Consider the following 11,948-nt stretch of genomic DNA (forward strand, 5'->3'; position numbering starts at 1 on the left):
GGATTTGGCCATTTTTTATGATTCTTTTCGTTGAATAGCTCGCTATTCGCCTCAAATAATCATAAAAACTGTCTCAAACCGGACTTTTTCTCGCTACGGTCGGCTAAGTCCGACAGACTCCTAGGAGTATGATCTGAATTTTTTTGGCTGATACTTCACTGAAACACAGTGTTCAACGATAGTCCAGCCCTATGGCTTCGCGGACTTCCCTGAGGGTGTCCTGGGCTTCATCCCGGGCCTTCTCAGTTCCTTCTGCAATGATACTCTTTACGACATCGGGATTGTTCTCCAGTTCCCTGGCTTCGATCCGGATCGGCTCCAGTTCTGCCTGAACGGCTTCAATCAGTGGCTTCTTGCAATCAAGACAACCAATACCGGCAGAGCGGCAGCCGGTCTGTACCCAGTCCTTGCGTTGTTCGTCCGAGTAAACCTGATGAAGTTGCCAGACCGGACACTTTTCCGGTTCGCCCGGATCATTCCTGCGAATCCGCGCTGGGTCTGTCGGCATCTTTTTCAGTTTGGAGGCAACACTGTCCTGATCTTCTCTCAGGCTGATGGTATTACCGTAGGATTTGGACATTTTCTGACCATCAAGGCCAGGCATGCGGGCCTGTTCGGTCAGCAGTGCCTGGGGTTCCGGCAGAATGACTTTACCTGTGCCTTCCAGGTAGCCAAACAGTCGCTCCTGATCTCCAAGAGTAATATTGCTCTGTTCTTTTAACAGGGCCTTGGCCGTAGCCAGAGCCTCGTCATCACCCTGTTCGAGATAAGAACGGCGCAGTTTTCGGTAGAGGTTGGCCGCTTTTCGACCCATCTTACCTATGGCTGCCTCAGCATTTTCCTCAAAGCCCGGCTCCCGGCCATAGAGGTGATTGAAGCGCCGGGCAATCTCACGGGTGATTTCCACGTGAGCTTCCTGGTCTGCACCCACAGGCACCTGGCCAGCACGGTAGGCAAGGATATCGGCACTTTGCAGTAATGGGTAGCCGAGGAAGCCGAAAGTGGAGAGATCCCTTTCCTTCAGTTTTTCTTGCTGGTCCTTGTAACTGGGCACTCTTTCCAGCCAGGAGAGCGGTGTAATCATGGAGAGCAGCAGATTTAATTCTGCGTGTTCCGGAACCCGTGACTGAATAAACAGAGTGGCAGAGCCGGGATTAATACCGGTAGCCAGCCAGTCAATGACCATGTCCCAGACAGAGTCTTCGAGTTTTTCCGGTTCTTCATAGTGAGTGGTCAGTGCATGCCAGTCAGCTACGAAGAAAAAACATTCATACTCATGTTGCAGCCGAAGCCAGTTTTTCAATACCCCATGATAATGGCCAAGGTGTAATCGGCCAGTGGGTCGCATGCCAGACAGAACACGCGACTGCGAGTCTACAGCGCTCAAGAGGCTCTCCCGTTAGAATCCTGAGTCGACAGGTTACGATAGTTTGGACGCAGGTAAAAGAGTGATTTCATCCGCTGCGAATAAAAACTGCCATCTGCCTGATGAAATCTTCGATCAGGGCAGGTGCGTGTTTTTTAACGGTGAAAAAGAAGGCTGTTCCCAGCCAGTTAGAGGCAATCTACCAAGAGTCAGTCGGATTTCATTATATTTGAAAGCCTGTGTCCGACAGATTTCTAGCTGAGAAAGGCTGCTGGGTTTCCTTTACCTTCCCGCAACACTTCAGGGTTGTCTTCCAATAAACTGATCACAGTCGTTGGCTCCATACCACGGTAACCACCATCAATGACCAGATCCAGCTGACTTTCCAGTGTTTGCCTAATGTCGTATGGATCGAGCATGGGTTCATTGTCACCCGGTAATTGCAGGGTGCTGCTCATCAATGGCGCATCCAGTTCATTCAGCAGAGCACTGACAATACTGCACTCAGGTACTCGCAAACCGATGGTTTTTCGTTTGGGGTGCATCAGCCGGCGAGGAACTTCCCGGGTGCCTTTCAGAATAAAGGTGAAAGGGCCTGGCGTGTGGTTCTTCAGTAAACGGTATTGAACGTTATCGACCTGAGCGTAAGTGGCCAGTTCCGAAAGGTCTCGGCAAACCAGAGTGAAGTTGTGTTTGTCGTCCAGACGACGAATCTGGCGAATGCGTTCAACGGCTTTCTTTTCGCCAATCAGGCAGCCCAGCGCATAGGCTGAGTCAGTCGGGTAAGCGATCACCCCTCCGGACCTCAGAATTTCTGCGGCCTGACGGACCAGACGAAGCTGCGGCGTCTCAGGGTGAATCTGAAAAAACTGACTCATGGCTGTTGTGTACATGGTACCTGCACCTTGTGAACCGTCATTTAGACACGGTGTTCACAGGGGTGTCGGCAGGTTGCCATTCTCTTGCAGTAATGAAGGAGCGCGCATCATACCACTGAAGTCGGGCAGTGCAACGATTCAGTAAGCGATAAGGGACGGAGGGAGCTTTTGAGTACTTTGATCTCATTTGGAGTCAGGTGGCGGAATGCTCCGGGACTCATTTCATCAAGCCGCAGATTGACCAGCCGGATACGTTGCAGATCGATCACTCTGTAGCCCAGGCTCCGACACATCTTGCGAATCTGGCGGTTCATACCCTGTGTCAGGGTAATCAGAAAAGTACTGGGGCCTGTCTGGATCATTTTGCAGGGGCAAGTTTTGATGCCGTTGTATTCAAGACCTTGAGCCATTGTTTGGCAGAAATCAGCATTAATCGCCTTATCGACGGTGACGCAATACTCTTTTTCATGGAAATAGTCAGGGTGCAGAATTTTCTGACAGAGGTCTCCGTCATTGGTTAACAACAGAAGTCCATGGGAGTCTTTATCCAACCTGCCAGCAGGAAAGACTCTGTGCTGATGGTTTAACTGGTGAATGATGCTATCGGGATCCTCTTCATGACAGACACAGTCAATACCCACCGGTTTGTTGTAAATCTGGTACACAGACTCAGGATTAGATTGGATCCGCTGCTTCTCTACATGAACCACATCCTGTGAGGAAACCCGGTCGGTATGCTTTCCAGGTAGACCATTGACGTATACAAGGCCGGCCTCTATCAGTCGGCAGGCCGCTCTTCGAGAGCAGTAACCAGAATCGGCGATCCATTTTGACAGGCGGGTCAGGGTTTCTGAAGGCACAGCTTTTAAGTCATCGATTGATTTAGCCGACGAAGTCTACCCTGAGGTTTGTTGACTTGGAAGCTGCATAATCATTCAATTTTTCGTAGAAGCAGTTCTCAAGATGAGAAAATTACACCTACATTTATGAGCTTCAGGTCAATTTGCGGACAGGGCTTATGAAGTGTTCACGCTGGTTCTGGATGACTTTTTGTTTGCTTTCGATAAGTTTCTCGAAACAATCTTCAGGACAAATGCTCCTTTTCGAACGGTACATGGGCGAAGCCTCTGCCGTTGGCTATCGGAGTGTGGGCTATCAGGCTGTGCACTTTGAGTCTCTTCAGGATGCGGGCGCTACTCCTTTTCGCACTTTAATGAGAGGAAACAGTTATTTTGTGTTTCAGCCGACCGCTCAACCGGTTCAAACCCGGGATCAAATTCTTGGTGATAAACCGGTTTCCGAACCTATAAAGCAGAGCAGCCCAGGCTCAAGTTCAACAGGGTCCATGCATTCACAAGCGTCGACTGGCTCCACTGATTCGGAGCAGTCGAGTCCTGTTGAGGTGACCGTTGGCTCTCCTGAGAGCTGGCTGCAGAGGCAGAGCCGGGCTGTGTTTTCCAACCGTAACAGTAATTCTGGGGGAACGGGAAGAAGAGGGCGTGGCAGAGTAAGTCAGTGTCGGGCACTTGCCAGTGCCGCGCCGCCCAATGGTGCTCTTCAACAAATGCACTTTGACGTAACAGTGGTGCCGGGGGATAAGCCTGATGCATCTATCACCCGAACCCAGTACACAAGAATATATCCTTCGCCAGCACATGCTCTCTACAATGATCTTGGTTTTTCCAGTATGGATCTACTCCAGGTGCTTTATGTTGAGGATGCCAAAGAGAGTAACAACACCGATAAGATGCTGCAGTTCTTGGTTGAAGGGGATGAGGGCGATCCTGACGCCGATCTTGGTCAATTTTCTGAGGGCCAGATCAGTGCTTTGCAGGAGTTTCGTCGCAGAGCAAGGAGAGCGGTGGTACAGCAACACGGTGAATACATTGATGGTTTATGGGGCATCAGCTGTGGCTGGGTCATCGATGCACTCTATGATATTGAGTCTGGTAATCTCTCTCTGGAAATGACGCACTCTGATCAGAATCCAATATTGCTGGTGCCAATACCGTTGAATCAAGTGCCCGAAGTCTTGATGGCGGGTCTTCAAAACCTGAATGTATCCGCTGAGCTGCTTGCAGGCATGACCGTAGCTCCTCCATTCGTTCTACCCATGCTTCCTGCTCCTGTTGTTCCTCCAGTCCAGCCTGTTCAAAACTATGATGAGGTACCTCTGGAAAATGGCGGGGCACCTGACCTTGAAGATAGTCCGACCGTGTCTTCTGATGAAACCACGCAGACGTCATCGGGTGCCAGCGCAGAGAGTCGTGTTGCTGAGTACGATGATGTAGCTCTTGACGAAACAGATGAAGGCCAGGGTACGGGCAATCCCTGGGATCTTTTGGTGGGTAATGAACCCATTACTGCAGTAAGAAGAAGGGGGTATGAGTTGATGCAGTCGGCACTCAGGAATAATCCTCCCATTCAGGATCGAGAGTATCAGCTGAGGAGGGTTCGGCTAGAAATTAAGAACAATGACAAACTCATCCCTGACAGGGAACAAAGGAAAGCACTGCTTGAGCAGTTTAATAAAGCAATAAATGGCGAGATTGTCGGATTCAGGCTCTGGGGGATTAATGTGGTTCCTAAAACCTGCAAGGATGGAAAACCTGAGGAAGTGGTTCGTCGGGATGACGAAGATCCGGGCAACAGTGGCGCGGGTGGATCAGGGAGCAGGTCAGGGAGCAGGTCAGGAAAAAAAGCGAATGGACATTGGAGTCGAGAAGGTCAATATGTCTCCTGGCAACCCTCTTCTGCTTCAGGCAGTAAAGGCCAGGGAAAAGAGGCTCAGGACGCATTACCCCTGCTTAATCTATCCCGGGAGAAGGTGAATAATTCCGACGCCGATGGGATGAATAGACTTGCGAAGGGAGGAAAAGCAAGAGCAGCCAGAGAAGATGATTTTTCCGTCTGGTTCGAAAAGGGGGCCGCATCTTTATGGCAAAACAGTGCCTCTCAATAATGGTGAATCGTTCAAAACTGAATCAACTTAGCAGCTTACGGTTTGAAGAACGTTCATAGGGCCCCATTGAATCAGTTGATTCATTGCCTCTGTACTTTTAGGGAAAAACAGACCGGAGAAAGCGAAGGCATTAATAGGAATGTTTTTGAACGAAGCCGCTGAGCGGGGAACAATCAACAGCCATTTCAGAGTTAATAACGTATTGTGTGCCAGAGTGAATTGATCGCCTTCAAACAATGCCAGTTGTCCAAGCATCTGGTGATAAATTTCAAGGATCTCTGAGGGGGATTCATGACCCTTTAAAAAAGTGACTCTGTGTTTGAATCTGAAAATATCCAGCCTGCCTGAAGAAAGAGGCTCTGCGTTTGAGCGTGCCTCATCAATGAGGGTTTTATAAGGGGGGTGGATCGGGACAAACTGCATGTGTTTGTGCATTTGACTGCATCCTGCATGAGCACCGCCGTTGTATATCACCAGACCTTTGTGGCTTTTCAATAACAGGTTAATGGCTTGGTGATCTGCCAGCGTCAGGGGTTCACCCTGTTGTCTGTATCGTATGCTTGCGAGAACCAGGTGTTGTTTCAGAACACTGTATTTTGACAGAAATAGCTGGTGGTCCGGTGACAGGTGACCAATAAAAAGGTGAGAGTCAATGTGTAGAAAGGGATCTTGAGTTTTATATAGGGCCTCATCCAGGTTTTCACTTCTAGGTTTGTGTGCCAGGTTTTTCACCCATTTGAAATAGAACTGCAAATTATTATCACTGACTATTCTGAATGGTTGTTCATCCCATACGATAGACTTGAGTTGACTTGCTTGATGGCTCTTGGCGAGAACAGCTGGCCATAAATCAGTGACATTTAGAAGCTTGAAAATCACGGATTGACCTCAGGAAGGGGTTAAAGGTCGAAGTTTAGAATAGCTTCGCTAAGGTGGCTTCTTGTTAAAATGGTTAGGTCTCCCCGTTCTCTTTTTTATACGTAAATGCGCTTCTTATTGTTGCGGCTGTCTCTCCAACTTAAGGGCATAGCTTACTCGTATAGAACCAGAGTTTATTTTCATTTTTTACTCTCTGAGTCATCAAGAGGTCATTATGTTGAGTTCGTCGAAGTGGGGCCGGGTGATCTTTATTCTGTTCTCGATGGGGTTGCCTCTTTCAGCAAAAGCAATAGATTGGGTGCATTTTGCACGTTATATTTTTCAAAACGGCTATTGGTATCAAACGGGTTATTACTCCATACATTTTAATGAATCTCCAGAGGCTAATGCGGCTACTCCCCACACTCCTGTGAGTGACTACCAGGCCTATCACTTCCCTGCTGGGGGGGCGTTGGCAGTGCCAGTTGGTGAATTTTTCCAGAACCAGCCATCAGAGACCGTAAAAAAAGTCAGAGAAGGGGGCGAGACGGGACAGTGTTTGAATGTCCCATCGCTAGACCCTCGTAGAGTTTCGAGTAACCATGTTCGAATTTTTTCAGAGGGTGGGCAGTTTAGAGTCGAGATTGAAGACTCAAATGGCGTGAAATCCTCGGTTTCTGGTGCTGGTTATCCTATAGACGCCATGCTTCGTTTTTATTTACAGAAAATATATGCCAGTCGAGAAGAGGTGTCTTCAGAACGTCATGAAGGAGGGGCGTCCAACGATTCTGGTCAAACGCAGAGTCAGCAACAGGAAGCCGAGCTAAATACCTTTCAATCCATTTCCCAAAGAGTTCGCTCACAGACTGAAAGACCTGGCATCTTTTTCGATCCGATATTTGGTACCAACTGCCAGTGGCAGATACAGGCTTATTTGAATAATCAAACACACAGTGTCGGCTGGCATATGCTTTCAGCACAGGCTCCCGCCGTAATATTGCTTCCCGTTTTTCTGGAGCCTGCTGCACAGTTCATTCCTCTGGAGAATCATCCTATCGTTCAGGGGCTTGAGAATCTGGGAGGGAGTCTGGAAAATCCCCCCGGGATTTCTGCCATTCAGCCTGCTTCAACTGTTAACTCTTTTTCCCAGTACGAGATGAGTCCGGAATTCCAGGCTCAAGGGGCTGTTCTGCCCAGTCAGCCCATCAACTATGAAAATGTTCCAGTGAACCAAGCTATTACAGAACAGCCGACATCCGATGACACTGTTCCCCCGGAACCTGAAGAGGCAATGACTGAGACCATTTTTAACACGATGGATATTCAGTTTACTGATATCTTGACGCACTTCCAGACAGATCGATTTGCGACAGTCGCCAGTATGATCAGAGATGCCCTTGGAGATGCTGATTTGTATGAACGGGATGAAACTCTGGAGCAGATAAGCCAGTACCTTCAGAACGGAAGGGCGAACAAGGATCCAGAAGTTTCAGCAAAGGCAGACAGGTTACTGAAGAAAGCTTTGAGAGGTCAGTTATCAGGATTCAGGTTGTTCGGTATCTCCGTTGTTCCTAAAACCTGTAAGGACGGAGACGTGGAAGAGGATTACCGGCGTGATCAGGATGATGATGAAGATGAGAATCAACGTAGAGGCTCTTTCAGCCAAAAAAGCACATCGCCATCTGCAGGGTATGTTCGTTTCTGTTTACCCGAACCGGCTGAATCGAATGGGGCTGGGTTTACAGCCCATGACTCACAGACCAGGCAACATAGCCCCTTATCAGGGGAAAGTGGGAAAGACGACAATCACACCTACTGGGAAGGTACTCGAAGCAAGTTGATTGACCAGTGGCTGGAAGCCAGGGTTTACCAGCTGTCCCAGACCGGCATGGAACCATTGGGAAGTTCTGGCGCTCTGCCCAGCTCTACCCACTGATTGGCGGGGGTATGAAAGTCACTGGCCCTTGAGGCCATGAGCCCATAGTCTTCGCACAGGCTGGCCAGCTCTTCCCGCTGTCCGGGAGGTTGCTGGCAGCCACTGACTTCCAGGGCGTGACCACCCGCCAGTTTGAAGTCGTTGGTCAGAGCTCTGAGTTTGGTTCGGGTCATTTTATATTTACCCGGATGAGCAAGAACCGCTGTACCATCCAGAGCCCTGATCCAGGCAACGGCCTGGCTCATGGGGGGCCAGAACGCCTTCAGGTTACCAATTTTCTGATGGGAAAGGTGTTTGTCAAAAGCCGCCTGCATTTCTTTGACATAACCCTTTTCCATTAACCAGTAGGCGAAATGAGGACGCCCAGTCTGAATATCTTCCCGAGATAAAAGAAAGCCATCTGCGGATTGTTTCTGTCGGTTTAGAGCCAGATCAATGACTTCATCCATCAATGCATCGGCACTGATGTCCAGTTTCAGTTGCTTCACCAGGCGGCTGGCAATCAGCAGGGAGCGCTGCTTTCTGGCAGAACTCTGGTGACTGATGATTCTTTCAAGATCCGGATGAGACAGAGAGAAATTAAGGCCTACTATATGGATTTCCATAGCGGACCAGGTGGTAGACAGCTCCATTCCGGTGACCAGTCGAGGGCCTTCAAGCGTTTTTTCCTTGAGAAATTGGTGAGCTGCCACCGAATCATGATCCGTAATAGCCAGTACATCGACGCCCTTATCACGTGCTCGTTCATAGACTTCCAGCGGTCCCATGGAGCCATCGGATGCGGTTGTGTGACAATGGAGGTCAACATTCAGGGTCATTGCGATACAAATAAGTAGTAACTGTCAGTACACTTTATCACTAATGGAACTGTAAAGGCTTTTAAAAAGTTGGCAGGATGGACTCGGCAAAGCATGGCAATGATGCCGTTCCATAGTAAACTGCATGATAATTCAACGGGCTCAATAGGCAATTCAGACTCTAATAAGGCTGAATGGCCAGCTTGAACTCTGGTTCTGAATGGTGACAGTGAGTCGCCATAAGAGAAAATTAGCAGTACACCATAAGGTAACCCGACTGGTTTAATATGAAGCAACTGATTGACTTTATTCCACTGATTGTCTTTTTTACGGTCTACAAATTGGACCCCAGAATGGTGGATGTAGGCGGGCATTCCTTTGAAGTAGGGGGCCCGATCAGCGGCACTTTTTTTCTGATTGTCGCTTCTGTCATCGTCTACGGCGGCAGCTACATCAAAAACAAAACGCTGGAGAAAAGCCAGGCCATTACGCTGGTGGCTGTCATTCTGTTTGGTGGCATGACTCTGGCTTTTCAGGATGAGAACTTCCTGAAATGGAAAGCACCCATTGTGAACTGGATCTTTGCTGTCGCCTTCCTGGGCAGTCAGTTTATTGGTCAGAAAACGTTAGTTCAGAGAATGATGGAGCATGCCATCAGTCTGCCAGGAGAGATCTGGGTGCGAATGAATCTGAGCTGGGTCGTATTTTTTACCCTGCTGGGTGCCGCCAACCTGTTTGTCGCTTTTACCTTTCATGAATTCTGGGTGGACTTTAAGGTATTTGGCAGCCTGATTCTCACTTTTTTGTTTGTCGTCTTGCAGTTCCTGGTGATTTCAAGGCATATACAGGCTGAGGAAAAATAAATGCTGTACGCAGTCATTAGTGAAGATGTTGAAAACAGTCTGCCTCTGCGCAAAACTGCCCGACCTGCTCATCTGGAAAGGCTCGAAGCACTGAAGGCGCAGGGACGTCTGGTCCTGGCAGGCCCATGCCCTGCCATTGACAGTAGTGACCCGGGTGAGGCTGGCTTTAGTGGCAGCATTGTCATCGCAGAGTTTGATAGCCTTTCGGCAGCACAATCATGGGCCGATGCTGATCCCTATGTGGCAGCAGGCGTTTATGATTCTGTTAGTGTGAAGCCTTTCAAGAAAGTACTCCCCTGATTTTTCTTCCCCAAGCCAGTCAAGCTTATACTGGAACTGACTGGCTTCCCGCCCTGACTAAGGCATTGTGAATGCAGGGTAGCTTGGTTAAGAGAGAAAACGTGAAACTGACCTTACGCAAACTGTTTTTATCACTCAGTGGTATCGTACTGCTGGGTTCAATGGTTCAGGCTGAACCTGTTCAGGCTGAGACCCGTTATGTTACCGATGTTGTTTATGTTCCGCTGCGGGCGGGGCCGGGTAATCAATTTAGGATTCTGCATCGGGGTTTGAGAACCGGATTGAGGATGACGGTTCTTGAAGCGGATGCCGGTGAAGGCTTTAGCAAGATCAGAACCGCTGATGGACTCGAAGGCTTTATTCCCAGGCAGTACCTGGTTGCCGAGGAGCCTGCCAGAGAACGTCTTCCTAAAGAGCTGGAAAAAGTGTCTCAGTTGACTAAGGCAAACTCAGCCCTGAAGTCTGAGTTGTCATCAACCGAGGGCGAGCTGAACAGTGTAAAAGGTTCTCTCGAAGAGGCCTCGGGACTGTTGGATGAGAAGACTTCTGAATTTATCTCTCTGAGAGAGACGACTGCGGATCCTCAGGCACTGGATCGTCGCAATAAGCAGTTGATGGAAGAGAATCTGCAGTTGAAGAACCGGGTTGAAATCGTAGAAGCCGAGAACAACCAGTTGGTTCGCAGCTCAAGTATGCGCTGGTACCTCTATGGAGGTGGCACGATTATCATAGGTATTTTGCTTGGATTGTTCCTGCCAATGGTTCGTTTTCGCAAGAAGCCTACATCAGACTGGATCTAATTCGGAAAATTCATTGGTCCGTTGTTGATCTGAATGAAGGTCGCGAGAAGCCTGAATTTTCCGGCCCAGGTTTTTACAGAGTTTAATAGAAACCCTGATTTTATAATCAGGGTTTTTTTTGGCTCTTCTTTGGTTATTTTTTATAGCTACAGTCAATCTCAGGGGTGGACTGCGGTGAGCTGCTCTTCTACGTAGCGTCCGGGTTGACTGAAATGGTCCAGCATGGACTGCTTGCTGGCGAATTTCTTTCTGGTGCATTGGGAGTCGTTAATCCGGTCGACTTCTCCCCGCTTATTGACGATCAGAAATGCCCAGTGATCGTGACCGCCCCATTTGTAAAGGCCACACTCGTTGTTATCGAAGGTTCTTCTGGATTGTTCGCTCCTGGGGTCGAGCAGGGTTTCTTTTAACTGGTATTCAGGGGGAACAACTCCATCATACCGACTGTCGATACTCTCTATTTCTCCCCGGGCGTTATACGCCGGTGCCAGAGTAGTCGCTTCCGTTCTGCTGGTATCCCGGAGCTGCTCTAGAATGGTCAGCCAGTTCACCTGTAAAGATTTTTTGCGCAGATAGTCCTGATAGTGATTATTGGCTCTTTCCCAGGTGTCCTGTTGCTCTCGGCGATCAGCTTCGAACTGACGTTGAGTGGTTCTTTGTTCCATCGAAAGAGAACGGCTTTCCTCATTCAGTCCTGCCAGTTTCTCTTCTAAAGAGGTTTTTTCCAGGGCCGGCTGATCTCGTTTTTCAATAGGCTCCCGCTTCTGATCAGCGAGGGCAAAGCGTTCGTTCATGGATTTCTGTCGATCAGACTGAGAGAGGTGTCGCAGTTCAGCGGGCCTTGGCAAAGCTCTCATCCTGGCATTGATTGCGTCTATTTGTTCATTGTAAGGCCTGATCTGGGCTTCAACGGAAGTCAGTTGTTCAGTCAGTTCTGTTTGCTGTCCTCTGTTCGTGGTGATGGCTACCTCCAGGTTATCGAGCTTTGACTGATCCATGACTGGCTTCGGACCGGGTGAGGGAACTGAAGGAAAAAAAACGATGCAGGAAATAGTCGCTCCACCGCTACTAAAAACCTGCGACAATCAGTGATTCTCTGGGTTTATCTACACCGTCAACACGGCTGCATACCGGAGTATGTCTTACGCCACTCTTGTGTAGGGTTTAAGGTCGAGCTGTAACGTGTCT

The 11,948-nt window shown here is 48.9% G+C and carries 11 protein-coding genes; 5 read left to right on the top strand and 6 right to left on the bottom strand.

All coding sequences use genetic code 11. The annotated features are described in order from the left end of the window. Positions 1 to 172: 172 nt before the first annotated feature. The 3 genes from ACR2PX_RS21695 to ACR2PX_RS21705 form a co-directional block, all read right to left on the bottom strand. A complete protein-coding gene (locus ACR2PX_RS21695; RefSeq protein WP_434001446.1) occupies positions 173 to 1,387 on the bottom strand; it encodes a tryptophan--tRNA ligase in 1,215 nt (404 codons plus the stop codon). Positions 1,388 to 1,620: 233 nt separating this feature from the next. After that, positions 1,621 to 2,244: an L-threonylcarbamoyladenylate synthase gene (locus ACR2PX_RS21700; protein ID WP_434001456.1), complete on the bottom strand. Its 624-nt coding sequence runs from the start codon at positions 2,242 to 2,244 to the stop codon at positions 1,621 to 1,623. 107 nt (positions 2,245 to 2,351) lie between these two features. Continuing rightward, a complete protein-coding gene (locus ACR2PX_RS21705; RefSeq protein WP_434001447.1) occupies positions 2,352 to 3,104 on the bottom strand; it encodes an RNA pseudouridine synthase in 753 nt (250 codons plus the stop codon). 233 nt (positions 3,105 to 3,337) lie between these two features. On the opposite strand from ACR2PX_RS21705, the gene ACR2PX_RS21710 reads away from it, so the two are divergent. After that, entirely contained in the window at positions 3,338 to 5,206 is a 1,869-nt protein-coding gene (locus tag ACR2PX_RS21710) for a hypothetical protein (RefSeq protein ID WP_434001448.1), read from the top strand. A gap of 27 nt (positions 5,207 to 5,233) precedes the next feature. Here ACR2PX_RS21710 and ACR2PX_RS21715 read toward each other — a convergent pair whose 3' ends face one another. Continuing rightward, entirely contained in the window at positions 5,234 to 6,085 is an 852-nt protein-coding gene (locus ACR2PX_RS21715) for a hypothetical protein (protein WP_434001449.1), read from the bottom strand. Between the two features lie 214 nt (positions 6,086 to 6,299). Here ACR2PX_RS21715 and ACR2PX_RS21720 point away from each other — a divergent pair, with 214 nt between their 5' ends. Next, complete coding sequence (locus ACR2PX_RS21720; RefSeq protein WP_434001450.1) at positions 6,300 to 8,000, top strand: hypothetical protein; 1,701 nt, start codon at positions 6,300 to 6,302, stop codon at positions 7,998 to 8,000. Here the strand turns inward: ACR2PX_RS21720 and ACR2PX_RS21725 are convergent. Then, positions 7,931 to 8,818 carry a PHP domain-containing protein gene (locus ACR2PX_RS21725; RefSeq protein WP_434001451.1) on the bottom strand — a complete coding sequence of 296 codons (888 nt, stop codon included), beginning with the start codon at positions 8,816 to 8,818 and terminating at the stop codon, positions 7,931 to 7,933. The genes ACR2PX_RS21720 and ACR2PX_RS21725 overlap by 70 nt on opposite strands. A gap of 266 nt (positions 8,819 to 9,084) precedes the next feature. Here ACR2PX_RS21725 and ispZ point away from each other — a divergent pair, with 266 nt between their 5' ends. The 3 genes from ispZ (at position 9,085) to ACR2PX_RS21740 (ending at position 10,760) form a co-directional block, all read left to right on the top strand. Next, positions 9,085 to 9,660, top strand: coding sequence for a septation protein IspZ (gene ispZ / locus ACR2PX_RS21730; RefSeq protein WP_434001452.1), 576 nt, complete (start codon positions 9,085 to 9,087; stop codon positions 9,658 to 9,660). Further along, on the top strand, positions 9,661 to 9,960 hold the full coding sequence (locus ACR2PX_RS21735; protein ID WP_434001453.1) for a YciI family protein: 300 nt from the start codon (positions 9,661 to 9,663) through the stop codon (positions 9,958 to 9,960). 101 nt (positions 9,961 to 10,061) lie between these two features. Then, complete coding sequence (locus tag ACR2PX_RS21740) at positions 10,062 to 10,760, top strand: TIGR04211 family SH3 domain-containing protein (protein WP_434001454.1); 699 nt, start codon at positions 10,062 to 10,064, stop codon at positions 10,758 to 10,760. Between the two features lie 158 nt (positions 10,761 to 10,918). On the opposite strand, the gene ACR2PX_RS21745 is transcribed toward ACR2PX_RS21740, so the two are convergent. Continuing rightward, complete coding sequence (locus tag ACR2PX_RS21745) at positions 10,919 to 11,758, bottom strand: hypothetical protein (protein WP_434001455.1); 840 nt, start codon at positions 11,756 to 11,758, stop codon at positions 10,919 to 10,921. Positions 11,759 to 11,948: the final 190 nt, after the last annotated feature.

Source organism: Endozoicomonas sp. (genome assembly GCF_051008435.1).
Classification (GTDB): Bacteria; Pseudomonadota; Gammaproteobacteria; order Pseudomonadales; family Endozoicomonadaceae; genus Endozoicomonas_A.